The 24,911-nt window shown below is 63.1% G+C and carries 19 protein-coding genes; 13 read left to right on the top strand and 6 right to left on the bottom strand.

Features of this window, described 5'->3' with window-relative positions; genetic code table 11:
- The first annotated feature begins 51 nt into the window (after positions 1 to 51).
- The 6 genes from BANT918_RS08660 to manA all read left to right on the top strand — a co-directional run bounded on the left by BANT918_RS08660 (position 52) and on the right by manA (position 9,746).
- Positions 52 to 1,296, top strand: coding sequence for a 5-(carboxyamino)imidazole ribonucleotide synthase (locus tag BANT918_RS08660; RefSeq protein WP_096167471.1), 1,245 nt, complete (start codon positions 52 to 54; stop codon positions 1,294 to 1,296).
- A 1-nt stretch (position 1,297) separates the two neighbouring features.
- Positions 1,298 to 1,873 carry a 5-(carboxyamino)imidazole ribonucleotide mutase gene (gene purE, locus BANT918_RS08655; RefSeq protein WP_373270349.1) on the top strand — a complete coding sequence of 192 codons (576 nt, stop codon included), beginning with the start codon at positions 1,298 to 1,300 and terminating at the stop codon, positions 1,871 to 1,873.
- Between the two features lie 34 nt (positions 1,874 to 1,907).
- Positions 1,908 to 3,059, top strand: a complete 1,152-nt coding sequence (locus BANT918_RS08650; protein WP_180959914.1) for an acyl-CoA dehydrogenase family protein — start codon at positions 1,908 to 1,910, stop codon at positions 3,057 to 3,059.
- A 304-nt stretch (positions 3,060 to 3,363) separates the two neighbouring features.
- Positions 3,364 to 4,884: an LCP family protein gene (locus tag BANT918_RS08645; protein WP_101619870.1), complete on the top strand. Its 1,521-nt coding sequence runs from the start codon at positions 3,364 to 3,366 to the stop codon at positions 4,882 to 4,884.
- Positions 4,885 to 5,147: 263 nt separating this feature from the next.
- Positions 5,148 to 8,165, top strand: a complete 3,018-nt coding sequence (locus tag BANT918_RS08640) for an NlpC/P60 family protein (protein ID WP_233430409.1) — start codon at positions 5,148 to 5,150, stop codon at positions 8,163 to 8,165.
- Between the two features lie 270 nt (positions 8,166 to 8,435).
- Complete coding sequence (manA, locus tag BANT918_RS08635) at positions 8,436 to 9,746, top strand: mannose-6-phosphate isomerase, class I (protein WP_101619868.1); 1,311 nt, start codon at positions 8,436 to 8,438, stop codon at positions 9,744 to 9,746.
- A gap of 530 nt (positions 9,747 to 10,276) precedes the next feature.
- Here manA and BANT918_RS08630 read toward each other — a convergent pair.
- From BANT918_RS08630 to BANT918_RS08615, 4 genes are read right to left on the bottom strand one after another with little or no spacing between them, the layout of a single operon-like run.
- On the bottom strand, positions 10,277 to 10,942 hold the full coding sequence (locus tag BANT918_RS08630; RefSeq protein ID WP_101619867.1) for a CoA transferase subunit B: 666 nt from the start codon (positions 10,940 to 10,942) through the stop codon (positions 10,277 to 10,279).
- 12 nt (positions 10,943 to 10,954) lie between these two features.
- Positions 10,955 to 11,743 (bottom strand): CoA transferase subunit A, encoded by a 789-nt coding sequence (locus BANT918_RS08625; RefSeq protein ID WP_101619866.1) that lies wholly within the window; start codon positions 11,741 to 11,743, stop codon positions 10,955 to 10,957.
- The gene (locus BANT918_RS08620) at positions 11,731 to 12,435 is read right to left on the bottom strand and encodes a hypothetical protein (RefSeq protein ID WP_101619865.1); all 705 of its coding nucleotides are present in this window, start codon (positions 12,433 to 12,435) and stop codon (positions 11,731 to 11,733) included. Before BANT918_RS08620 ends, BANT918_RS08625 begins: the two co-directional genes overlap by 13 nt.
- A 36-nt stretch (positions 12,436 to 12,471) precedes the next feature.
- Positions 12,472 to 13,602, bottom strand: a complete 1,131-nt coding sequence (locus BANT918_RS08615) for a coenzyme F420-0:L-glutamate ligase (protein WP_233430408.1) — start codon at positions 13,600 to 13,602, stop codon at positions 12,472 to 12,474.
- Positions 13,603 to 14,096: 494 nt separating this feature from the next.
- Here BANT918_RS08615 and BANT918_RS18000 point away from each other — a divergent pair, with 494 nt between their 5' ends.
- Genes BANT918_RS18000 through BANT918_RS08600 form a run of 3 tightly spaced genes read left to right on the top strand, consistent with a single transcriptional unit; the run spans position 14,097 to position 19,116 of the window.
- Entirely contained in the window at positions 14,097 to 14,540 is a 444-nt protein-coding gene (locus BANT918_RS18000) for a WhiB family transcriptional regulator (RefSeq protein ID WP_269465931.1), read from the top strand.
- Positions 14,537 to 17,662, top strand: coding sequence for a glycosyltransferase (locus tag BANT918_RS08605; protein WP_101619864.1), 3,126 nt, complete (start codon positions 14,537 to 14,539; stop codon positions 17,660 to 17,662). Before BANT918_RS18000 ends, BANT918_RS08605 begins: the two co-directional genes overlap by 4 nt.
- Positions 17,659 to 19,116: a DUF5719 family protein gene (locus BANT918_RS08600; protein ID WP_101619863.1), complete on the top strand. Its 1,458-nt coding sequence runs from the start codon at positions 17,659 to 17,661 to the stop codon at positions 19,114 to 19,116. Before BANT918_RS08605 ends, BANT918_RS08600 begins: the two co-directional genes overlap by 4 nt.
- A gap of 23 nt (positions 19,117 to 19,139) precedes the next feature.
- Here BANT918_RS08600 and BANT918_RS08595 read toward each other — a convergent pair whose 3' ends face one another.
- On the bottom strand, positions 19,140 to 19,499 hold the full coding sequence (locus BANT918_RS08595) for a metallopeptidase family protein (protein WP_101619862.1): 360 nt from the start codon (positions 19,497 to 19,499) through the stop codon (positions 19,140 to 19,142).
- Between the two features lie 73 nt (positions 19,500 to 19,572).
- Here BANT918_RS08595 and BANT918_RS08590 point away from each other — a divergent pair, with 73 nt between their 5' ends.
- The 3 genes from BANT918_RS08590 to ahcY are packed head-to-tail and all read left to right on the top strand — an operon-like array spanning position 19,573 to position 22,945.
- Positions 19,573 to 19,968 (top strand): DUF3499 domain-containing protein, encoded by a 396-nt coding sequence (locus tag BANT918_RS08590; RefSeq protein WP_267892087.1) that lies wholly within the window; start codon positions 19,573 to 19,575, stop codon positions 19,966 to 19,968.
- Entirely contained in the window at positions 19,965 to 21,440 is a 1,476-nt protein-coding gene (gene manB / locus BANT918_RS08585) for a phosphomannomutase/phosphoglucomutase (RefSeq protein ID WP_101619860.1), read from the top strand. The genes BANT918_RS08590 and manB overlap by 4 nt, the downstream gene beginning before the upstream one ends.
- 44 nt (positions 21,441 to 21,484) lie before the next feature.
- On the top strand, positions 21,485 to 22,945 hold the full coding sequence (gene ahcY, locus BANT918_RS08580) for an adenosylhomocysteinase (protein ID WP_101619859.1): 1,461 nt from the start codon (positions 21,485 to 21,487) through the stop codon (positions 22,943 to 22,945).
- A 42-nt stretch (positions 22,946 to 22,987) separates the two neighbouring features.
- Here ahcY and BANT918_RS08575 read toward each other — a convergent pair whose 3' ends face one another.
- A complete protein-coding gene (locus BANT918_RS08575; RefSeq protein WP_233430407.1) occupies positions 22,988 to 23,812 on the bottom strand; it encodes an RDD family protein in 825 nt (274 codons plus the stop codon).
- Between the two features lie 93 nt (positions 23,813 to 23,905).
- Between BANT918_RS08575 and BANT918_RS08570 the strand changes: the two genes are divergently transcribed.
- Positions 23,906 to 24,904, top strand: coding sequence for a stage II sporulation protein M (locus BANT918_RS08570; RefSeq protein ID WP_101619857.1), 999 nt, complete (start codon positions 23,906 to 23,908; stop codon positions 24,902 to 24,904).
- Positions 24,905 to 24,911 lie beyond the last annotated feature (7 nt).

Genomic DNA, 24,911 nt, shown 5'->3' with positions numbered 1-24,911 from the left:
CGGGACTCGCATGCTGAACCTGCGCGTCTCATGTCTGCGGTGGACGATAGGATGGAGAATGTGACTTTTCCTCGTGTTGGTGTCATTGGCGGAGGCCAATTGGCACGTATGCTTGCCCCTGCCGCAGAAGCCCTCGGCATCCGCTTCTCAGTTCTCGCTGAGACCGCCGATGCCCCGGCCACTCAGGTCATCAATGAGGTGAGCGTCGGAGACTATACGGACTTCGCGACCCTCAAGGCCTTCGCCGAGACGGTGGACGTGGTGACCTTCGACCATGAGCATGTTCCCCCGGAACACCTGCAGGCTCTCGCCGAGGCGGGCCACGCAGTCCGCCCGGGACCGCAGGCCCTCATCTTCGCTCAGGACAAGATCCTCATGCGCAGGAGGATGGACGAACTCGGGCTGCCGAATCCAGCCTGGGCGGAGATCACATCGCGCGCCGATGTTGTCGCATTCGCGGAGCGAGTCGGATTCCCCTTCATCCTCAAGACACCTCGCGGTGGCTATGACGGTAAGGGTGTGCGAGTCATTGACACCATCGATGAGGCTCTCACCTGGCTCGACGAAGTCGGGCAGCTGTTGGCCGAGGAGAAGGTGGACTTCACCCGTGAGCTCGCAGTCATGGTCGGACGCTCCCCGATGGGCCAGACGGCGGTGTGGCCCGTCGTCGAGACCTGGCAGCAGAACGGTGTGTGCAAGGAGGCCATCGCGCCTGCACCGGGGCTGGCCGCAGATAAGGCGAGAGAGATCACCGAGGCGATCCTCAAGGTCGCCGGTGCCCTCGACGTCACCGGTGTGATGGCGATGGAGCTGTTCGAGACCGCCGAGGGGTTCCTCATCAACGAATTTGCGATGCGTCCTCACAACACCGGTCACTGGACCCAGGACGGGGCCGTGACCAGCCAGTTCGAACAGCACCTTCGCGCGGTCCTCGACCTGCCCCTGGGCAGTCCCGCGGCGCGGGAAGATGTCTCCGTGATGGTCAACATCCTCGGCGCCGACCACGAAGACCTCTACCACCCCTATCTGCATGTGATGGCCCACGACCCGGCGGTCAAGGTCCACCTCTATGGCAAGGGAGTGCGCCCGGGCCGAAAGGTCGGCCATGTCAACGCCTACGGGCAGGACGCGGACCTCGTGCTCGCTCGCGCCCGTCATGCAGCGGACTTCATCGCCGGCGTCGACGTCAACCCGCATCCTCAGATGCCGGCCCCGGCAGACCTTGACGCGAATACGAATTCAGGTGCCGATGACTCCGCAGGCATTCCCGCCATCTCCGGCGACGAAAGGGTCTGATATGTCTCCAGCGAATGACGCCAGCTCCACGACTCACGACAACCCAGGAGCCACCTCGGTGCCGGACTCTGCGAATTCAGGCACCGCTGTCGTTGGAATCGTCATGGGCTCGGACTCGGACTGGCCGACGATGAAGGCCGCGGCCGAGGCCCTGGAGGAACTGGGCATCGAGTCGACCGCCGAGGTCGTCTCAGCCCACCGCATGCCCGAGGATATGGTCGAATGGGCCAAGACCGCCGCAGACCGCGGACTGCGTGTCATCATCGCCGGCGCCGGGGGAGCGGCCCACCTGCCCGGGATGATCGCTTCGATGACATCACTTCCGGTCATCGGGGTCCCCGTCCCGCTGAAGTACCTCGATGGTATGGACTCTCTGCTCTCAATCGTGCAGATGCCCGGAGGCGTCCCTGTGGCCACCGTTTCCATCGGCGGAGCCAAGAATGCAGGACTCCTCGCCGCCCGAATCTTAGGCGCCGGTGACACCGCTGCAGCGGAGGCGATCCGCGGCCGGCTCGACGAGTATCGGAGCCAGCTGCGGCAGATCGCTCTCGACAAAGGGCAGGCCCTGCGGCGATAATGGTGGTACTTAACGATCGATCAGTTATAGGAGAATGATGTTCGACCTCTATCAGCCCAGCGAAGAACACGAAGAGATTCGCGCCGCAGTGCGCAACGTCGTCGAGAAGAAGATCACACCCTTTGCCGCCGAGGTTGACGCCGATTCCCGCTACCCGCAGGAAGCCCACGACGCTCTCGTCGAGACCGACTTCTTCGCCGCCCACATCCCCGAGGAACATGGCGGCATGGGTGCTGACGCGCTGGCAGTGGCCATCATCATCGAAGAGGTCGCCCGTGGTTGCGCCTCGTCCTCTCTGATCCCCGCCGTGAACAAGCTCGGCAGCATGCCGGTCCAGCTCGGCGGCAGCGAAGAGATCAAGGCGAAGTACTTCCCGTCAGTGGCCCGCGGTGAGGCCGGGTTCTCCTATGGGCTCTCAGAGCGCGAAGCCGGGTCCGATACGGCCTCGATGAAGACCCGTGCCTTGGCCGATGGTGACGACTGGATCCTCAACGGCGTCAAGACCTGGATCACGAACGCCGGCGTTTCCGACTACTACACGGTCATGGCCGTCACTGACCCAGACGGTGCGCGCGGACGCAACATCTCCGCCTTCGTCGTTGAGAAGTCCGACGAAGGATTCACCTTCGGTGAGAAGGAGCGCAAGCTCGGCATCAAAGGCTCGCCGACGCGCGAACTCCTCTTCGACAATGTCCGTCTGCCCGGCGACCGCATCATCGGTGCCCCCGGTGAGGGCCTGAAGATCGCTCTGCGGACTCTGGACCATACTCGCGTGACGATTGCCGCGCAGGCCGTCGGCATCGCCCAGGGGGCGCTCGACTATGCGCTGGGCTACGTCAAGGAACGCCAGCAGTTCGGCAAGAACATCGCCGAGAACCAGGCGATCCAGTTCATGCTCGCCGATATGGGCATGAAACTCGAAGCAGCCCGTCAGCTCACGTACACGGCGGCAGCCAAGAGCGAGCGTTTCGATGACGACCTGACGTACTTCGGAGCCGCGGCGAAGGCCTTCGCCTCGGACGCAGCCATGGAGATCACGACCGATGCCGTGCAGCTGCTCGGGGGTGCCGGATATGTCGTCGACCATCCTGTCGAGCGGATGATGCGTGATGCGAAGATCACACAGATCTACGAAGGCACCAACCAGATCCAGCGCATGGTGATGGGGCGCAAGCTCATCAGCTGAGGCCAGACCCGCCTCGGCGGGGAGGAACTCATGTTTCAGGCAAGAAGGTCGCCACCTGCGGGAGGTGGCCTTCTTCTCTGCGCGCTCACACTGAGGCACACGCGCCGAGCGTCTGTGATCAAGTACACCTGTCCCGACGCGACATGCGCAGGCCGAATGTGCCGGAATCCCGGGTTCGCACGCGCCACAATAGATGAACACAGTGGACTCTCCAGAAGGTTTGGCACAGTGGTCTGTGTCGCCGCGGGCTTCGGGTCCGCGCAGGTGGCCATAACAGCAACGAGCGCGAGGCAAAGGTAGGTCAGTGGCCGAAACGAGATACGTCGACCCCATCCATCATCCGTCGTACGCTTCACAGCCGACGCGGGATGTACGGGCGTGGATTCTTCTCCTGGTCACCGTTCTCATTCCCGGGGGAGTGCAGCTGCTGTTCCGGGCTCGTCGCTGGGCCAAGATCTCGCTGTCGATCACCGCGCTCAGCTGGATACTCGCGATCATTGCACTGATCGTGATTCTCATCGACAAGAAGTTCCTCTTCACCATCGGCACGAATACCTTCCTGCTGACGTTCCTCACCATCTGGCTGCCGGTCATCGCCATCAACTGGATCGTGTGCCTCTTCGATGCTCTGCGCCGGATCAAGCTGGTCACTCTGTCGGCGAGGGCGCGCAAACGCTTCCTCGCCGCGTTCTGCGCTCTGGTTCTCGTCGTTGTGGGCCCGCTGGCCTGGGGCACGACGCTGCTGGACTCCCAACGCGGACTGATGGCTGATCTCTTCGCCTCCGGGACGGCCGCGAAACCCGTGGACGGTCGCTACAATATCCTTCTCCTCGGCTCAGATGCGGGCAAGGGGCGCACCGGCATCCGCCCGGATTCGCTGTCCCTGGTCTCGATCGATGCGAAGACCGGCAAGACCGTCATCGTCGGTCTTCCGCGCAACATGGAGAATGTGCCGTTTCCCAAGGATTCGCCGCTGCATAAGCAGTACCCACAGGGGTTCAACTGCGGCGACGAATGCCTGCTCAATGCGGTCTTCCAGCAAGGTGAGCGACACAAGGACGAGTTCGAGAACCCGAAACGAGCAGGGGAGCAGGCCACGATGGATGCCGCCTCGGCGGTCACGGGTCTCGAAGTCCAATACTTCGCCATGGTCAACCTCAAGGGATTCGAGAATCTCATCGATTCCCTGGGCGGGATCACGCTGGTCTCGGGAAAGCGGGTGCCGATCTCCTCGAAAGTCGATCCGACCACCGGCGAGCATGGTCCAGTCAAGGGGTGGATTGAGCCGGGCAAGCAGAAGCTCGACGGCTTCCACGCATTGTGGTTCGCGCGTTCTCGTGAGTTCTCCAGCGACTACGAACGGATGATCCGGCAGCGCTGCGTGCAGACGGCTATGGTCAAGCAGCTCGACCCCGCCACAGTTCTCACTCGGTACCAGGAGATCGCCAAGGCAACCCCAGGGGCACTGTCGACGGACATTCCCTCCTCCGAGGTCGACGAGTTCCTGGACCTGGCGCTGAAGGTGAAGTCGCAGAAGATTGAATCGCTTGACCTCACTCCGCCGAACGTGACACCATCACACCCTGACTTTGACGCCGCCAGGACCTTGGTTGCGGACGCGATCGCAGAATCATCCAAGGATGCTGAGAAGGACAAAGACGCTCAAGCAGCGCCAGGCGACACGTCCGGAGCACTCGCCGGGGTCAATGCGAGCCGTGGACTCGCAACCGGTGTCAGCACCCAGATCAGTGCTCAAAGTGGCACCGGAAGCGGCTCTGACGAGGGCAAAGAGAGTGCAGAGAGAGCTATCTGCTACGTGCCTTGAGGCATCGATGACCCAGTCGACCTTGTGCGCTGGCTGACCGCAGCCGGGAATTGCGACGGATTCCAGGAAAAAGTTTCGCTCGGTGTGTCCCTTGCAAACACTGGGAACCACACCGGTGTAACTTGATTATTTTGTTATTTGGCTAGTCTGACACGCCGTATATGTGTAACAATTTTGAGATGTTGGGATTACCCACCGTCCTGCCAACGGTGAGATGATTCCAGGGCCTGAACTTCCCTGACTTCCTCGAAAAGGCTGTAACGATGAAACTTTTATTGCCCACAGTCGCGGGCTGCGCTTCGGTCGCACTCGTCGGCACCTTAGCGGTCACGGCACCGACTGCCTTCGCGGCGTCGACTGAGCCGGAAGTGACCCAAGAGGCGCTGAGCGTGAGCGAAGACGGACTCAACGTCCCCGGCGCCCGCGCTTCCAGTGATTCCTCTGCCAATGTCGCCAACCAGAGCGCAACCAGCAACCTGCCGAACATCTTCAAGTCGCAGACCGCTGTCGCCTCTACGCGTGTGCCTGCCACCGTCAACGTGAGTTCGGGCGCTTCTGCTGTCGGCGCTTCCACCGGTTCGATCAATCCCGTCTCCACGGGACTGTCGTCACCCGAGGGCGGAAGCGAAGCCAGTGCCCCTGCAGAGTCCGCCTCGAAGGCCGATCCATCTGCTCCTGCCGATGAATCAGGTAAGCAGGACTCAGCAACGAAGGACGAGAAGTCCAAGGGGGCTGAATCGTCCGACAAGTCCGGCGACAGCGACGACATCTCCGGCTCGGTTCGTCAGAAGACCGAGGACGGCGTAAATATCGCGCTGATCTCCGACGTGCTCGACGTTCCCACCAACAACCCGAGCCTCGTCGGCTTTACCTTCTCCGAGTCGCAGTCCAACATCCGCATCCAGGTCCGGGTCAAGAGCGGTTCTGAGTGGGGCAGCTGGGATTCTCTCGATGAGGACCGGCAGGACGAATCGAAGAACCGGGGTTCCGAGCCGTTTACGGTCAACCATGCCTCGGGTGTGCAGATGCGCATTCTGGGCGACAAGGCGCCCAGCGACGCCGAACTCGTCCTCGTTGATCCCAAACGCGACGCCAACGATGCTGCCGCTGTGGCTGAAAATGACCCGGTTCAGATCGAGCCGCAGAGCTCCAACCCATCCGAAGGCGTCGGAGGCTCTTCACCGGCCGCCTCAGATGACTCAACTGTGGAGACAGTTGCCGCCCCCGGTCAGGCTGAGGTGAGCAATCAGAACTACGTACCTGACTCGTCTTCAGTGACGACTGTTGCGAAGTCGAAGAAGGTGCCGAAGCCCAAGATCGGCTCGCGCTCTTCATGGGGGGCGAAGTCCTACAGCGGAAGCCCCGACTACGCCAGCGGAATCAAACAGGCCGTCATCCACCACACCGATGGATCGAACAGCTACTCCGCGGAAGACGTGCCGGCAATTCTGCGCGGTATCCAGAGCTTCCACCAGAAAGGCCGTGGATGGAACGACATCGGCTACAACATCCTCGCCGACAAGTACGGCCGTCTGTGGCAGGGCCGTGGCGGTGACATCAACAAAGCAGTGATCGGTGCACATACTGCAGGACACAACACAGGCACTGTCGGAATCTCCGTGATGGGCAGCTTCGACACCAAGGCGCCGCCGAAGAAGACCCGCGATGCGGTGGCAGCGGCCATCGCCTGGAAGTTCTCTCTCAACAACGTCAAGGCCGGTAAGTCGACCATCGTCGGTCACCGTAACCTCGGCACCACTGCCTGCCCGGGCGATGCCTTCTACGCCAAGTTCGGCGAAATCCGTTCAACCGTCTCCGACGTCATGAAGTCCGGTGACCTGCCGTCCGACAAGAAGAAGGACGACAGCAAAAAGGACGACAAGAAGAAGGACGACAAGAAGAAGGACGACTCCAAGAAGGACGACAAGAAGAAGGACGACAAGAAGAAGGACGACTCCAAGAAGGACGACTCCAAGAAGGACGACTCCAAGAAGGACGACGGCAAGACGGCGACGCCGAAGCCGAAGACCGAGATCGAGAAGTACGCTGCGGACCACGCGAAGGAACTCGGCAAGGCCACAGGCAAGGAACACGACCTCAAGGGCGTGGACGGCGCACGTGCCCGTGCCTACGAGAAGGGCAATGTCTACTGGTCCAAGAAGACCGGTGCTTACCACCTCTCGGGAGCGATCAAGAACTCGTATAAGGGTGATGTCGTGACCCAGCTGGGCCTGCCCACTTCGAAAGAGAAGGGTGGCTTGAAGGACGGGGGAGCGGCGCAGTCGTTCCAGAAGGGCAATATCTACTGGTCGAAAGACACAGGTGCTCACTACACCACCGGAACACTTCTGAAGTATTGGGGTGACAAAGGTACCGTCAAAGGACACCTCGGTTACCCCGAGTCGGATCCGGTGTACAAGGACGGACGAGGAGAGCAGCTGTTCGAAGGTGCTCGACTCGTCTGGGCCGAGGGCTATGGAACCACAGAGTTCTCGCCCACCGGAACCATTGACGGCGGCGTAGTCGATACCAATGGTCCGGGTGATCCCGATGATGCCAAGGCCTCCGGTGGTGCCGATGAGTCGGCGCCACCGGGGGACAACGCCACCGATGGCGGTTCGGCTGCAGACTCCGGGGAAGGTTCTACAGACGATACAGACGCCAAGGGTGACGACAAGGATTCCAAGGACGACGATAAGTCTAAGGACGATAAGTCTAAGGACGATAAGTCCAAGGACGATAAGTCCAAGGACGACGATAAATCGAAGTCGGACAAGCCTAAGGATGACGACAAGTCCAAGGACGACAAGTCCAAGGACGACGACAAGCCGAAGTCGGACAAGCCTAAGGATGACAAGAAAGACAAGGACGAAAAGTCCAAGGACGACAAGAAGGACGACAAGCCGTCGAAGGCTGAGAAGATCCAGGCTCAGCGTGACTCCATCGTCAAGGAAGCGAAAGCTCACCTCGGCGTGAGGTACGTCTGGGGCGGAACCTCACCGACGAGGGGCTGGGACTGCTCGGGATACACCCAGTACGTCTATGGCAAACACGGCATCAACCTGCCGCGTACTACTAGTCAGCAGCGTAACGCCGGCACGGTCATCCCGGCCAGCGAAGCCAAAGCAGGCGACATGATCTGGATCCCAGGACACATCGGCATCATCTCCGAGACCAAGGGGCAGATGTACGATGCGGGCTCGACCCGGACGAACACGACGAAGCGCAGCTACAGCTGGATGCTCAATCGTGGAGCGAAGGTCATTCGCGTCGTCGGCTGATGACTGCAAGGTTGCATCGGTCGGGTAAGACTCGGCAGATAGCTCCAGTGCCTCGCGGCCGGTTCTGAAATGAACCGGCCGCGAGGCACTTTTGGTTGCGGTTCCATGCGCCTTTGACCATGCGATGAATTGCAGATGTACTGGTCTGAACAGTCAGTGAAGCCACCTCGGAAAACCGTGATTAGTCCAGGTGAACGCGCTAACGTGGAGAAACACGCACGACAATTGCGTATGTTCATCCGATGAGTCCAGCCGAAGGGGACCAAGACAGTGCGTCGATTGCACAACACGGTCAAGAATTTCGCTTGGGGCAGTACGGACGCGATCCCAGCAATTCTGGGAACCGCACCCGACGGCACTCCCTGCGCAGAGCTCTGGCTCGGAGCGCACCCCCTCAGCCCCTCTCATCTGGACACCGGACAGTTTGATCAGCAGCGCTCGACCTGCCGTGCCGCGCAGCAGGGATCATCATCTCTGGATGTGAAGACGGACAGCAGCACGGTTGGCCCCAACCTCATCGAATACCTTGCCGGCGACCCTGCGGGCCTGTTGGGCCACGATTCGCTGCAGGTATTCGGTCCACGTCTGCCATTCCTGCTCAAGGTCCTCTCCGCGCGGAAGGCGCTCTCGATCCAGGTGCATCCGAATCCGGAGCAGGCGGTCATCGGATTCGCCCGGGAGGAGTCTGAGGGCCCCGATCTCGACGCCCCGACTCGCAACTACAAAGACACCTCCGCCAAACCGGAACTCATCTACGCCCTCACCGAATTCCACGCGCTGACCGGATTCCGGTCGCGCAAGGCCGTGCGTGCAACCTTCGAGCGTCTGCTGTCACTGTCATTGTCACCGACCTCCCTGGACTTTCTGGGTGACGTGATCTCGGCGCTGAAATCCGTGATCGAGGCCAAGGCCTTCGCCAAAGCAGTCGAGCTCGTCCTCGGCGACTCGCGGTCTGCTGGCTTCGTTGACGAGGTCGCCAGTCAGGATTTGGCAGAACTGCCCGAAGGCCACATCAGTCGTTCAGGCACAGCAGTCGATCCTGCTGAGACCTTTCACGAACTTGTGGCTGACTACCCCTCCGATCCGGGGGTGCTCATGGCACTCATGCTCAATCGCGTCCATCTCCAACCGGGGGAAGCCCTGGCGATGGAATCGGGCGTGCTGCACGCCTACCTGGGTGGGACCGGGATCGAGGTCATGGCCTCGAGCGATAATGTTCTGCGCGGGGGACTGACGAACAAGCACATCGATATCCCGGAGCTGGGCAAGGTTGCGAAGTTCACCGCGGCCAAGCCTCGCATGGTTGAACCTGACCGTGACGGAATCCTCCTCGGCACGACCGAGGACTTCGCACTGCAGTCGCTGCGGTGCCCACGACTGACGCAGGTTGAACGCCGAGGCGCGAGCATCGCCCTGTGCACGTCGGGAAGCATCACTGTGGCCTCCCTCGGGTCCACAGTGACACTCACACGTGGTCAGAGCGTGTTCATCCCGGCAAACGAGCCCACAGTGACCGCGGACGGCCATGGGGATCTGTTCGTGGCGACTACCGGTCTCGATACCTCGCTGCCCTTCGCCTGAACCGTCTGCGCTGGGTCCGAGCCGACTAGCGGTGGTCCGAGCCACCTGCCGTTGCTGGACGTGTCGCGCAGATTCCGCCTGTGCCTCTCGCATATTCGACGTGTGTTGGTGTTGGTGGGCGCGAGCGATTTGGGCAGCGGGCGATTTGGGCACTGAGGCCTCGCGCACCCCGTACCGTCAGCAGCAGATCAACTCGTTGCTGACGTGCCGTTTGCTGCTGAGTGTAGGGGTTGCTGAACTACATGGTGTCTATGCAGCTAACGCGGTGTTCAGCGACTGGTGGTGCGTGGTGCACCGGGCGGCAAGTGCTCTGATCGCCGAGACGCGCTAGCGAAGTGCTCACCCGGGTCACTCGCGGCACCCTGAGACATGCGAAGAGGCCGCCCCGGGCAGAGTTCCTCGGAAGGAATCGGCCCAGAACGGCCTCGCAGCAAACTACCGCGACAGCAGCACCTCGTGGTACCACCCAGCACTTGGGTGCATCAGGAGGCTGAACGCCGCAACCCTCCAGCCACCCGGCGGTCAGTGCCTCAGGCGGCGTCGACGCTGATGGTGGGGACGTCGTCGGGGACGTTCACCTGGGCGCCGGTCTTCTCCTTGACTTCTTCGACGGTGACACCGGGAGCCAGTTCGACGAGGGTGAATGAGTCTCCGGAGACGTCGAGGACGGCGATATCGGTGATGATGCGGCTGACAACGCCCTTGCCGGTCAGTGGCAGCTCACAACTGGACAGGAGTTTGTGCGAGCCGTCCTTGGCGACATGGTCCATGATGACGATGACGCGCTGCGCTCCGTGGACCAGGTCCATGGCACCGCCCATTCCCTTGACCATCTTGCCTGGAATCATCCAGTTCGCGATGTCGCCGTTCGTGGCGACCTGCATGGCGCCGAGAATCGCAGCATTGACCTTGCCGCCGCGGATCATGCCGAAGCTGGCGGCAGAATCGAAGTAGGAAGCACCGGGGAGCATCGTGACGATCTCCTTGCCAGCGTTGATGAGATCAGGGTCGATCTCGTCCTCGGTGGGGTAGGGGCCGACGCCGAGGAGACCGTTCTCCGACTGGAGGACGAGGTCGACGCCCTCGGGCAGGTAGTTGGGCACGAGTGTCGGCATTCCGATGCCCAGGTTGACGTAGCTGCCGTCTTCGAGTTCCTGGGCTGCGCGGGCCGCCATCTGGTTTCTTGTCAATGACATAACTAGTTCTCCTCAGCCCTTGTCAACGGTTGGATCTGTGCGAACGGTGCGTTTTTCGATGGGCTTGTCGGCCACCTGTTCCGCGGTCAGCTCGACGACGCGGTGGACGAAGATGCCGGGAACGTGGACGTCATCGGGATCGATCTCTCCGGGCTCGACGAGCTTCTCGACCTCGGCGATGGTGATCCGGGCCGATTGTGCGGCCGGGGGATTGAAGTTCCTGGCCGAAGAGTTGAAGACGAGGTTGCCGTGGCGGTCTCCGACAGCGGCGCGGACGAGCGCGTAGTCGGGTGCCAGTGACTCTTCGAGGACGTATTCCTTCTCTTCGCCGAAGGTGTCGAAGACGCGTGTGTCTTTGGCCGGTGATTCCTTGACGACGTTGCCCTCGGTATCGTACTTCCACGGCATCCCGCCGTCTGCGACCTGGGTGCCGGCACCGGTGATCGTGTAGAACGCGGGGATTCCGGCTCCACCGGCGCGCAGCTTCTCGGCGAGGGTTCCCTGCGGGGTCAGCTCGACCTCGAGTTCGCCGGAGAGGTACTGGCGAGCGAATTCCTTGTTCTCACCGACGTAGGAGGCGATGATGCGGCGGAGGCGGTGATCAGCGAGCAGCAGGCCCAAGCCCCGCCCGTCGACTCCGGCGTTGTTCGAGATCACCTCGAGGTCCTTGGCACCCTGGTCCTTGATCGCTCGGATCAGGAACTCAGGCACGCCGACGACACCGAAACCGCCTACGGCGATCGATGATCCATCTGCAATATCGGCTACCGCTGCAGCGGGGGTATCAACTACTTTGTCCATGATCCCAGTCTGCCACGGACCTCGCCGAGGCTGCTCGCCAGGTCCGTCATGCCACCATCGTCCATCCCGTTGGCCAGCAGAGACTCACCCCCGCGAAGAAGGTGGCACAGGAACGTCGCCCACTCCTCGGGGCGGGGTGTCGAGTTCGAGACGAGGATGGCTGAGCTGGAGTCGTTCGGAGACTCGGTCCACTGGATCTCTTGGTCACCGACGAGGAGAGTCCCGGTGGACTGGAGGCGCCGAGGTGTCACGTCCGGGTAGGCGCGGATCGCCGAGTTGACGTCGATGAAGTCCTCATCGATCGGTGTGCTCAGAGCCAGGGCGGGTGGGTTGTAGACGAAGACCTCCTCTGCCGCGGTGAGGCACTCATCGTCCTCGTGGCCCAGTGGCACGAACGCGTGGAAGTCGGCATCCGGTGCTGCCGATCTGCTGGCCTGAGCGTCCGTGCCGAGGACGACACGACCGTCGGCGAGGAGGACGCTGAGAATCGCGACGAGTTCCCGCCAGTGCAGTCCAGCAGGCATCGGCACGAAGAGCGTGAAATCAGGGCCGAGATCGTAGTCTCCGAAGAGGCCAACGCCCTTGTTCACCCAGTTCGCCACGACCGGACCGGTGAGGTCGAGTCGGTCGAAGTCGGGGCCGCGCCAGAAGAGGACGGGTCCGCCTGTGCGGCTGATGATGGAAAGATCCACGAGGGATGACCTGCTTTCTCAATGGTTGTGAGGCGTTCAGTGGGACAGAAGCCCGATGTTGATGCGGACCCCGCGGGGGAATGCTCCGAGCTCTCCGTCGGCCCACTCCCATTTCGTGGTCGCGCTGAGATCCTCGGCGAAGAGTGCAGTGTGCATGCGCTCGACGAGAGAGCCGAGGCCGACCATCGCCTCCAGGAGGGGAGGGCCACCGGCTTGCGGCGTTGCGGGTGAGTCGGAGGGCCCCATCGTGATCCGGGATCCGGACCCTTCGATGCGCATCCGCCAAGCAGCCTGCCCAGGGGTGCGTGAGGCTCCGGCGCGGACGACCCGGATGGCGCGGGAGACGCGTTCGAGGATGTCGTCGCTGTTGTCACCGGCAGCGGCACGGCCCGGCAGCTCGGTGACGCCGAGTCCCCTGTGGATTGCTTCGACATGGCCGTAGCGGAACCAATCCTCACCGAGGTCGCGGCTCAGAGCCTTTGCCCCGGCTCGGCCATTGTCCAGGTATCCGCCGGCACCTCGAACGAGTGCCATCGGCAGACCTCGCGATGATCCCTTGACCAGATCGGCTGCGGCGGCGATCTCATCGGCCACCGCGCGGACAGTCACCGATTGCACGCGGCCATCGTCGTCAGGTTTGCCGCGCTGATCGTCGAGGCCGGAGAAGCCGGAGAGACCGAGCGCGAAGTCACCGACGCCGATCCTCCAAGGCCGGGAGATGGTGTCGGAGATGACGACCCCGATCCGCACGGAGAAGGACTCTTCGACCCGAAGGCGCAGCTTCTCAGCCGAATCATCGCTGTCGTGAGGGTGGAAGACGACGGCGCCGCTCGAATTCGACTGGTCGAGTCCGGCCGCCGCCTGCACGGTGCCTGAATGGGTGCGCACGATCTGGACGGTGCTTCCCGAGGCATAAGTCCGTTCGGCAACGAGGTGGTTCGAGCAATCTCTGACGAGGTCCTCGAACTCCGCCCGATCATTCACGTTGCGCAGGCGCCCGTCAGCTTTGGACACTACTTTCGACGCGATGACGAGGATGTCGCCGTCCTTGAGGTCGATCCGATTCCGGCGCAGGGAGTTGACAAGTATCGCTGCCAGATCGGAACCGGGCGCGATGTCCTCTTCGACGGGCGGCGCATAGACGGTGAGCAGTCGGTCATTCATCATCGCGTCCGTATCGTCGTCGGGCAGCCTCGGCGCCCGGGATCAGTGGGCGGATGCGGGGATCGGGCGACGATCGCGAGTGATTCGACTCTCATGCCTCCATAATCCCACCGACGGCAAATGTTTTCGAAATTCTCCAGATTTGATCAGGTGGGCACCACAGGTTGTGTCAATGCCAGACGGCGGTCGCTATATGTGGTGTTCCTGGCGCGTGTGTATGTGAAGGTGTGTTCGAATAATCCGCAAGTGCCCCCCGTAATACTCCACGAGGGCTTGACGAGGCGGTAATGACACGCGTGTAATTTAGACTTAACAGGGGAACGCACTTAGCACGAATCCTCGGATTCGAGCATCCACCACGCTGATACCGTCAGCACGAGCTTCACCTCCGGAACCATCCGGGGAGTCGGTCGCACCCAGACCATTTCACTCCTCGAACGGTACCGGAACAGGAGCTCGCAGTGGTAGGTGAGCTGAGCGTGAGAAAGGGGAAAACCGTGCAAAGCGCACAGAGCAAAAGGCAGGAGAGGGAAGACTTCTCCACAGTCGTGCCCGGAGTCACTTCTCGAAGTGCCGAGGACTGGTTCGTCGAACCAGGGGCGCGTACACCGGATACTCTGCCTGATCCATTGGCGATCGATCCGAACGATCTGACACCGCTGCCCACGGACAACTCCGCCGTATCGCCGCTCTCACTGCTCTTCGGAGCTGCAGAGGACGGCGAGCTTTCCTGGCAGGACCAAGCGCTGTGCGCTCAGACTGACCCCGAGGCGTTCTTCCCTGAGAAGGGCGGATCTACTCGTGAGGCCAAACGTGTCTGTGCCTCGTGCGACGTCCGCTCGGACTGCCTCGAATACGCGCTGGCGAATGACGAGCGCTTCGGAATCTGGGGCGGCATGTCTGAACGTGAACGCCGTCGACTCAAGAAACAGGTCGTGTGAAATCTGCCGTCACCGTTGTCGTCGCCTCAGGCGACGACAACAGCAGGATGGAGCTCGAAACAGCTCTGAGTACGACCTACCCCGGGATTCCGATCGTGGATCTCGGGGGTCTTGCCATCAGGGAGGCACTTGCCCTCCCTGCTGTTGCCGAAAGCACCCATCTGTGGTTCCTCACCGCAGACTCGCGTCCAGAGCCCGACTGCCTCGGAGAACTGCTCGACGCCATCGGTGCGACCGAATCAATCGCTGCTGTGGGCCCCAAGATCATGCACACAGACCACATCGTCTCCGCGGGTGTCACTACCACCTCGGCGGGGGCCAGGGTCAACCCGGTGGCGGAGGGAGAAATCGATCAGGGGCAGCGTGACGGCCAGTCGGAGGCGCTGGGCCTCGACCTGCCCGGCATGCTCATCTCCACTACTGAGTTCGAGAGAATCGGAGCTCCGTCCCGTGTCCTCGGCGTGGCCTATCGTGGTCTCGAATACTCGCGTCGACTGCGCGACCTCGGCCGTCGGGTCGTCGTCGCCCCACGTGCCAGACTCACGGTGTCCGCAACCTCGGCCGCCCAGCTGGGGTCCTCACCGCTGCCACCGCGCTCGAAGTCTCAGATCCGGAGCGAACAGCGCTACCGACTCAGCCTCGCCAGCCCCGGATTCGGCGGCATCTTCTGCCTCCTCATCCTCACCCAGTTCAAGAACACTCTGGCGGGCCTGCTGTCGAACAACGTCCGCGCCGCTTCCTGGTACTTCTCCGCGCTGCTCGGTCTCGTCGCCGACGCCCGCACCACCTCGCATCTGAGACGGTCCAACGCCCGTCGCAGCCGTCTGGTGAAGCGCACCACCGACTCCCATGTGGCCGCGCTCTACGCGGACCCGGACGAACTCGCCGTTCAGCGCCGGAGCATGAACTCCGCCCAGGAAGCCCGGCTGACCCAGGCCGGCTCGGCAGCCGGCACAGGCCCGGAGCACATCGACGAAACCGAGCTCAACCCTGTAGGTGACACGGAAGAGGCCATCGACTCGTTCTCACGCCTCGAGGTCACCGGAGGTTCGGGACTCTTCCGCAATCCCCTGACCTACCTCCTCCTCGCGGCCGCGGCGCTGAGCGGCTTCGCCTCGTTCCGCCTCTTCGGTCCCGGCCACGTCGTCGGCGGTGGGCTGGGTTCCACCGACGTGACACTGGGCGATCTCGTCGGCCGTCTGCTCAGCCCTCGCCTCGACGTCTCCACCGGGGCCGCTGCTGTCGCCGACCCCTACCAGCTGGTCCTCGCAGCCTTCAGCGTTCCGTTCCTGGGTGACGTCGACATCATGGTCCGCACCTTGATCCTCCTCGCTCCGATCCTTGCCGTCATCGCCGCCTACAGCGCAGCGGGTGCGATCGTGAAACGGAAGTGGGTCCGCGGATTCGCCGGTCTGCTGTGGATCGCCGCCCCACTCTTCGTCACCGCACTCTCGGCCGGCCGCCTCGGCGTGATCCTCGTCTGGATTGCGGCACCGCTCTTCGTCATCGCCCTGCGCCGCAGCCTGCGCACCGGGTCGATCGCCGCTGCCGCGAGTGCGGGACTCCTGCTGTTCCTGATGATCGCCGGCGTGCCGCTGATGCTGCCACTGGGCATCATCCTCACTGTCGTGCTGCTGTGTACCGGTTGCGGTCTGCGTCATCTGTGGCTGCTGGCCCCGACCCTGTTTCTGGCCTGGCCATGGCTGGTCGCGCTCGTGAGCGACCCGGGTGCGGTCTTCGTCATGCCCGGCCAGACCTTGGCCCCACCCGCTCCTCCGACCTACCTCCTTGCGGTCGGCTTCCCCTCACCGATCGACATGAGCTGGCTGGCAGATCTGTTGTCCGCCGTCGGCGTCAGCAGCGTCAGTCCCGGGATCCTGCAGCTGTGGGCCCCGATTCTGGTGCTGCCGATGCTCATCCTCGGGTTCCTCACGCTCATCGAAGCTCACCTCCAACTCTCCCGCCTGATGTGGGCCGTGGGCCTCTACCTCGCGGGTCTGCTCTTGGCCACAGTCCAGGTCCTCATCCCGGCCCAAACCGGCCCCTTCCACCTCATCGGCTCCTATCCTGCCGCGGGCCTGACCCTGCTCAGCCTCGGCGCGATCATGCTGCTCACGCTCGGTGCACAGACCACGACGACGCGATCGACGAACTCCCGCCGACTGCCCATGCGCGGTCTGTCCGGGCTCGTGGTCGTCGCGGCCGTCGGCCTCATCATCGTCGGCGCCGGAGGCAGCACCACCTCGGCGGACATCGTCACCACCCAGGAACACGGCACCGTTCCGGCATTGGCCGCCGACCGTGCCGCTGGTGACACCCAGGCACGCACCCTGAGACTCGATGTCCTCGACGGCGAGGTCCGCGCCCGACTGCTCTCATCCGCCGACGGAACCGTCATCGGCACCTCGACCATCCAGTCGGCAAAGGCGGTCGGTGGCTGGCCGTGGGAGCGTCGACCCCTGCCCATCAGCGAAGACCAGACACTCATCGCGCAGGCCGCCGCAGCGCTTTCGGGCGATGACGCCGGAGATGTCCGATCCATTCTGGGTCAGCTGGGCGTGGATTTCGTCCTCGTCGACTCGGGTGCGAAGAACCTGGCGAATTCGGTGGCCGCCGCCGATGGAGTGGTCCAGGTCGGACCGACCGAATCGGGCGGACTGTGGCGGGTCGACACCCCCTACAGCGGCCGGTTCCTCATCCGAGAACCCGACGGTTCGATGAGCACCGCACCGATGCACGGCAGCATCGCCGAGGTGGCCCCCGGTGACGATGGCCGCACCCTGATCGTGTCCGACAGCTCAGACAACATCACCGCCAGCATCGATGGCAAGGACCTGCCTCAGCCGGAGAAGTCCGCGATCGGTTGGGCCTCCGAATTCTCACTGCCTGCCGCAGGCGGAGAAGTCGATCTCACCTACGGTTCGGCGCTCTACGCCCCGGGCATCATCGTCGGCTGGATCCTCGGCCTTCTCACCATCATCGTTGCGATCCCCTTCGGATCTCAGCGCCAGACCCTGGCCTGGTCACGAACAACTCGTGCGAAAACCAAGCGATCGACTGGTGTGAGATCCAAGCGGAAGTCCGGACGAACAACCGAGCATCCTGTGGAGGCGAAGCCATGAAACACATGCGCAGCATCGTGACCTTCGCGGCGATCGCCGTGCCTGGAGTGCTCGTAGCCACGACCTCATTCCTGACCCCGCTGACACCGGGCACACTCGACCGCAGCCCCGAGCAGGTGAGAATGCCCACCGCCGACACCCGTGTGATCTGCCCCGGCCCACTCTTGACCGATGAGGAGGCAGAGGGCACCGACGCGGAGTTCGTCGACGACTCGAACGTGTCCACTCGTGCCGTCTCCGCTTCCGCTCCGATCAGTGCCGCCGACGGCTCGGTCTCCGCCGCCCGTCTTCAGGTTGCGGATCTGGGCGGGTCAGCAAACTTCGACAACCCCAGCTCCGACGGCTTCGTCTCCGGTGACGATCCGATCGACAAGACCAAACTCATCACCGGGTTCGCCCGTCCGGGGGCGCCGGCGCTGACGACCGGCGTGGAAACCGTTGAAGGCACATCCGGCGATCTCACCGGACTGGCGACCCTGACCTGCGGGTCAGCGGCGAGCAACTTCCGGATTCTGGCTGGCTCCGGGGGCACAGGATCGAACTCCCAGCTGCTGCTGAGCAATCCCGGCGACGTTCCCGTCCAAGCCGAGGTCACTCTCATGACACCATCCGGACAGCGCGGGGAGCCGACAGAGGTGAGCATCAAAGCCGGGAAACAGCGAGCTATCCGACTGGCGGGCCTCGCCGCGGGAGCCGAGGCACTGGCCGTCGACGTTAAGGTCGACGGGGGAGTCGTGGCCGGCTCCCTCCAAGAGACCGTGCTCGACGGACTGACCCCCAAGGGCATCGACCTGGCCACCAGCGGAGCAGATTCCGCTTCGCAGCAGGTCGTCACCGGACTCGACGGGAAGGACGCACGCCTGCGCGTGGCCAACCCGGGCGACGACCTGGCGGAGGTTTCGCTCAAGGCCTACGGACCTGACGGGGAGATCGACATACCGCGCTCATCGATGACCGTGGTCGCACACGGAGTCGCCGAGGCTGAGCTCGGTGATCTTGAAGCCACGAGCGTCGTCCTCGATTCAAACCAGAGCATTCAGGCCAGCGCATTCATCGGTCAGGACGGAGAGAAGGGCAGCGCAGACTTCGGAAGCATCAACGCCACCGACACCCTCGCCGACTCCCAGATCATGGCCCTGCCTCGCACGGGCACCGGAAAATTGTACCTTTCACCAGGGCAGGGACGGGTGCAGGTAAGAGGCATGCTCGACGATGGATCGCTCACGCAGCCCCAGTCGATCGACCTCAACCCCACCGGCACCACCGAATTCAGCCCTGCTGAGGTCTCACCGGATGCAGTTCGCGCCATCGTCATCAGCGGCGAGAATGCTTCGGGATCCCAGTCCGACGGCGTCCACGCCAGCTATGTGGTCACCACCGACTCCGGGATCTCCGCCGTGCAGCCGGCTCCGGCACCTGCCGGTGTGGCCTACCGCGACATCCGCCTCGGCTGACAATCGTGAGAGCGTAGTCGCATCTATGAGTTGCGGAGGATTTCGACCTGGTCGGCGACCACTTCGGCAATGAGGGAATCCCGCTGCCCGCTGCTGTGGTACTCGATGACTCGCCGATAGAGGACGATGTGCGTGAGCCTGTGCGCGGTGGCCGGAAAGACCCGGCCGAAGGCAGGTTCAGTAGAACTTGCCGGTGGAACTGCATCGATGGCCAGCACCACCTCGGCGAGCAGTGCCGGTTCCTGCACCCGGAAACGGGCGAACTCCTCGGCCGCGACACGAGCGAAGCTCTCCGCCCGGCGCAGACGCGCTGGGACGTCGGCTAAGAACAGCGGGGACCGCAGTCCGCGGCCGTGCCGGTCACGATGACGCCTGGTACTCATGAGTCAACATTGTACTGACCATACGGCCCTGGCTGACGGGGACAGGCGGTCCTCGCGTGTAAAGTGGTCGACTGTGTCAGCCGTGAGATTGTGTTCAAAAGTCAGCTGCTCGCGCAGTGCCGCAGCCACCATGACGTACGTGCACGCTGATGCCTGTGTCGTCATCGGTCCGCTGTCGCGTCGTGCCGAGCCCGGTGCCCATGACCTGTGTGCCGACCATGCCGCAAAACTGACCCCGCCGGTGGGGTGGCAGCTCATCCGCATTCAAGGTGAGCAGGCGCCGCCCGAGCGCACCCATGACGACCTGTTGGCCATCGCCGACGCTGTCCGGGAAGCCGCGGGACGACCCGGGGACGGCGCGAGAACAGGTGAGGCAGCAGCGCCGTCGACGTCGACGACCGAGAGGCGCAGCGACGGATCGATGCCTGGCCGCAAACACGGTCACCTGCGCATCATCGGCGATTCATGACCGAACCCAGTCGCGGCGCCGATCCCAGTCCCGAACTCGTCGCTGCTCGTGCGACTGCGCTCGACTTCGCGGTCGGTGCCTATGACATCCGTGGCCGCATCCCCGACCAGCTCGATGCCGATGTCCTCTACGCCCTCGGCTGGGCCTCCGCCACTGCCATGTCGGAACTCCATTCGACCACCGAGCTGGTTCTCGGACACGATATGCGACCCAGTTCACCCGGCTTCGCCCAGGCCTTCGCCGCAGGCATCGAAGCGGCCGGATATCGAGCGGTGGTGTTGGGCCTGTGCTCGACGGACCAGCTGTACTTCGCCTCGGGGATCTTCGACCTTCCCGGCGCGATGATCACTGCGAGTCACAACCCGGCCGACTACAACGGGATCAAGATCTGCGGCCCACGTGCCGCAGGTGTCAGCCTCGCCTCAGGCCTGGGCCGGATCAAGGAATTGGCACCGCAGGCACCCACCGATCACGCAGCCTCTGGCTCGGCACCTGCGGTCCGCATCGATGGGGCCGCCGCCGCGGAGATGCGCGAACGCTACGTCGAACGCATCCGAACCCTGACTCACGTCGACGAGGTCACAGGGCTGAAGGTCGTCGTCGACTGCGGCAACGGCATGGCGGGCAAACTCCTCGGTGAGGTCTTCGGCACCGATTCCGGGTACGCAGGGGTGCCGTTCAATGTCATCGGTCTTTTCACTGAACTCGACGGCACGTTTCCCAACCATGAGGCGAATCCGCTGAAACCGGAGAACCTCCTCGACGTCTCCCGTGCGGTGGTCGCTCACGGTGCGGACTTGGGGCTGGCCTTCGATGGGGATGCCGATCGCTGCTTCTTCATCGACGAAACCGGAGCGACCATGTCGCCCTCGGCCGTGGGCGCACTCGTCGCCGAACGCGAGATCGCCCGCGCCAAGGCCGCCGGTGTCGCTGAACCGGTGGTCATCCACAATCTCATCACCTCACGCAGTGTTCCGGCCACAATCGCAGCCGCCGGCGGGGTGGCGGTCCGTTCGAAGGTCGGGCATTCGGGCATCAAAACACTCATGCGCACCGAGCATGCCGTCTTTGCCTGCGAACACTCCGCTCACTTCTACTTCGACGAGTTCTACGGTGCGGACTCCGGTATGCTCGCTGCCTGCCACTTGATTGCCGCCCTGGCGAAGACCGGGGCACCGGCGTCACGACTCGTCTCCGACTACGACCTCTACGTCCAATCGGGAGAGATCAACTTCACCGTGGCAGACCCCGACTCAGTCTTGACCGCCTTCGCCACGAAGTCCGGTGATTTCCCGACGAACACGGTCGACGACCTCGACGGGATCGGGCTGCAGGGAGAGGACTGGTGGATCAACCTGCGCAAGTCGAACACGGAGCCCCTGGTGCGACTCAATGTTGAAGCCAGCGATCCGCAACGACTTCGCGAACTGACCGCACAGGCCAGTGAATTCGTCGAGGCTCGAAGGCAATAGACTCGACTCAGACGACAACAGTTTCCGTTCCCGATGGAGGTATTGTGCTCGAATCCACCGATTTCAAGGTTGCCGATCTGAGCCTGGCCGAGGCCGGCCGGCACCAGATCCGACTGGCCGAACGTGAGATGCCAGGGCTCATCGCACTGCGTGAAGAATTCGGTCAGAGCAAGCCGCTGACCGGGGCCCGCATCGCCGGCAGCCTGCACATGACGGTGCAGACGGCTGTGCTCATCGAGACTCTTGTCGTACTCGGGGCACAGGTGCGTTGGGCCAGCTGCAACATCTTCTCCACTCAGGACGAGGCGGCTGCCGCCGTTGTCGTCGGCACCGGCAGTGTCGACGCCCCGGCCGGTGTGCCGGTCTTTGCCTGGAAGGGTGAGACCCTCGAAGAGTACTGGTGGGCCGCAGACAAGATCTTCGACTTCGCGCAGGGCGCGAACCTCATCCTCGACGACGGCGGCGACGCCACCATGTACGTCCTCAAGGGTGCCCAGGCCGAACTCGACGGGGGAGTCCCCGCCGCGGGTGAGGACGCCCCGGAGGAATTCAAGGTCCTTCTGGCACAGGTGCAGAAATCGCTTGAGGCCTCACCTGGCCGCTTCGGTCGCATGGCTGCCGACATCAAGGGCGTCAGCGAGGAGACCACAACGGGAGTCAATCGCCTCTACCGTCTGGCCGAGGAGGGGAACCTTCCTTTCCCCGCCATCAACGTCAACGATTCGGTGACGAAATCGAAGTTCGACAACCGCTACGGCATTCGCCACTCCCTGCCCGATGGCCTCAACCGTGCCACCGATGTTCTCATCGGCGGCAAGATCGCCGTCGTCGTCGGCTACGGTGACGTCGGTAAGGGAGCCGCCGAGGCTCTGCGCGGTCAGGGTGCCAGGGTCATCGTCACCGAGATCGACCCGATCTGTGCTCTGCAGGCGACGATGGACGGCTACCAGGTCGAACACCTCGACACTGTGGCACCAACCGCTGACATCGTCATCACGACCACCGGCAACACGCGTGTGGTCGGAGTCGAGGTGCTCCGCAGCCTCAAACCCGGGGCAATCATCGGCAACGTCGGGCACTTCGACGATGAGATCGATCTGGCCGGGTTGGCCAAGATCCCCGGAGTCGCAAAGGTCGAGATCAAGCCCCAGGTCCACGAATGGCGCGTGCCCGTCCCTGCCGACATGGGGCTGGACCGCGATCAGACGGACTTCCTCGTCCTCTCCGAAGGCCGCCTGCTCAACCTGGGCAACGCGACCGGTCACCCCTCGTTCGTGATGAGCGCCTCGTTCGCCAATCAGGTGCTCGCCCAGATCGAACTCTGGGTCAGCCCCGATCGCTACGACAACGATGTGCACCGTCTGGCGAAGGAACTCGACGAGAAGGTCGCCCGCCTCCACCTGCCTGCACTTGGAGCGAACTTGTCCGAGCTGTCGAAGGAACAAGCCGAATACATCGGAGTCGACGTCGCCGGACCCTACAAGCCCGAGCACTACCGGTACTGAGGGACTGATGAGGTACTGAGTCGAACCTGAGCCTGTGGAGCCCTAGCGGCTCTGCAGGCTCAGTCCATGAGGGAGAGAGTTGACTCCTGCACGGAAGGCTTGAGACTGCTCGCTGCGGCGCTGCTGCTTCGCGAACTCTGCGGACCGTTGCCGGTGGATGACCGCTGACAGGAACTGTTCGGGCATCGTCCCCTCCGGCGGTGCCGGTGCGACATAGGGGTTGAGTTCGGTGGCGAGCTCCTTCGCCCGCTCCCAGCGCGAATCGCGGCCCAGATTCTCCGACATCGCCAGGAACTGCACAACTCGTCGGTGCAGTCCGGCAGGAAGCGTGGCGATGTCGGTCTCTGCCAGCCAATTCCGCAGGTGCGGTGAGACATGCGTGCGGACCGGTTGGGGTGGGGCGCTGCGTTCGCTGACGGCCATGGTCCCGGCCATGTAGTCGCCGAGGCGCTTGGACTGTGGCGAGACCAGACCGGAAAGGGCAGCCAGTCCGCCGCCGGTCGATAGGATCTCGAAGGGCCAGAGGATGGCGCGGATGAACGAATGCCTGGCGCGCACGGCACCACCGTCGTCGCGGACGACTCGCAGGCCGAGGATGAGCTTGCCGATCGAGCGGCCATGGGTGAGGACTTCGATGACCATGGGCAGGAGCACGAACACCGAGATGCTCATGATGGTCAGAACCGATGTCAGCAGTAGTTCATTGACGTCGAGGACCCGCAGCAGGAACCAGAACATGGCGATGATGAGCCCGATGTTGACGATCGTGTAGACGATGTAGTCGATGAGGCAGCTCAACGCGCGTGCCGCCAGGGCCGCAGGTTGGATGCTCAGCTCGACGGCTTCACCCGTCACCAAAGTACTCACAAATCCATCCTGTCATAATCGGCACCCCCACTTCACAGCGGATCGCCTGGGACACACATTCTGGTCGGTGGAGCTCTCAGATAGGGTTGAACCATGGACCCGAATCTGCTGGCCGAACTGCACGGCGACAAGTGGCGAGAGCTGTCCATGCTGGCGAAGAAGAACTCGCTGAACCCGGCCCAGACCCACAGATTCCTCGACCTCTATCGAGATGCGTCGAAGGACTTGTCACGGATCATGACGGTGGCTCCTGACTCTCTGGAGGCTGCGCGGCTGTCGGCGATAGTCCATCGTTCACGCAACCATCTCTCGGCAGTTCCCGCCGGCGGGCTGTCTGGCTTCTCTCGTTTCTTCGTGATCAGCCTGCCGCTGTCGATCTACCGGCTGAGGTGGGACTTCCTCATCGTCGCCGCGTGCTTCCTGGCCGTGGCGAGCCTGGCCGGGATCTGGGCGGGCATGCACCCGGAGGTCCTCGAGACCTTCGGCGACCACTCCTTCCGCAAACAGTTCGCCGAACATGATTTCGTCGACTACTACAAGGAGAATCCGAACGGGTTCTTCGCCGTGGGCGTGTGGACGAACAACGCGTGGATCGCGGTGCAGTTCGTGCTCTTGGGCATTACCGGAGTCTTCGTCGTCTCCGGGCTGTTCTCCAACGCTGTCAACGTGGGCTTCTCCGGTGCGATGATGTTCGAGTTCGACCGCGGTTCGGACTTCTTCTGGTACATCCTCCCGCACGGAATCCCCGAGATCAGCTGCATCATCCTCGCAGCAGCAGCGGGTCTGAGACTGTTCTTCGCCTGGGTGGTGCCGGGACCGCAGCTGCGGCGGAACAAACTCGCCTCGGAGGCCAGGTCGCTGCTGACCGTTGCCGGTGGGCTGGTCATCATGTTGTTCATCTCGGGACTCATCGAAGGATTCGTCACCCCCAACCCGATTCCGCCGACACTCAAGATCGCCATCGGCGTCCTCTACACTGCCGCAGTCATCGCCTACGCGTGGTACTTCGGAAAGCGTGCCGCCAGAGCCGGGCTCAGTGCCGATCTCGACGAACACCAAGCCGGCTACTCGATCCTCGCCACAGACCGGTGACCGGCAG

The sequence above is a fragment of the Brevibacterium antiquum CNRZ 918 genome, from assembly GCF_900169145.1.
In the GTDB taxonomy this organism is placed as follows: domain Bacteria; phylum Actinomycetota; class Actinomycetes; order Actinomycetales; family Brevibacteriaceae; genus Brevibacterium; species Brevibacterium koreense.
Note: the sequence above shows the minus strand (reverse complement) of the source record. Positions and strands in the feature narration are given on the sequence as shown.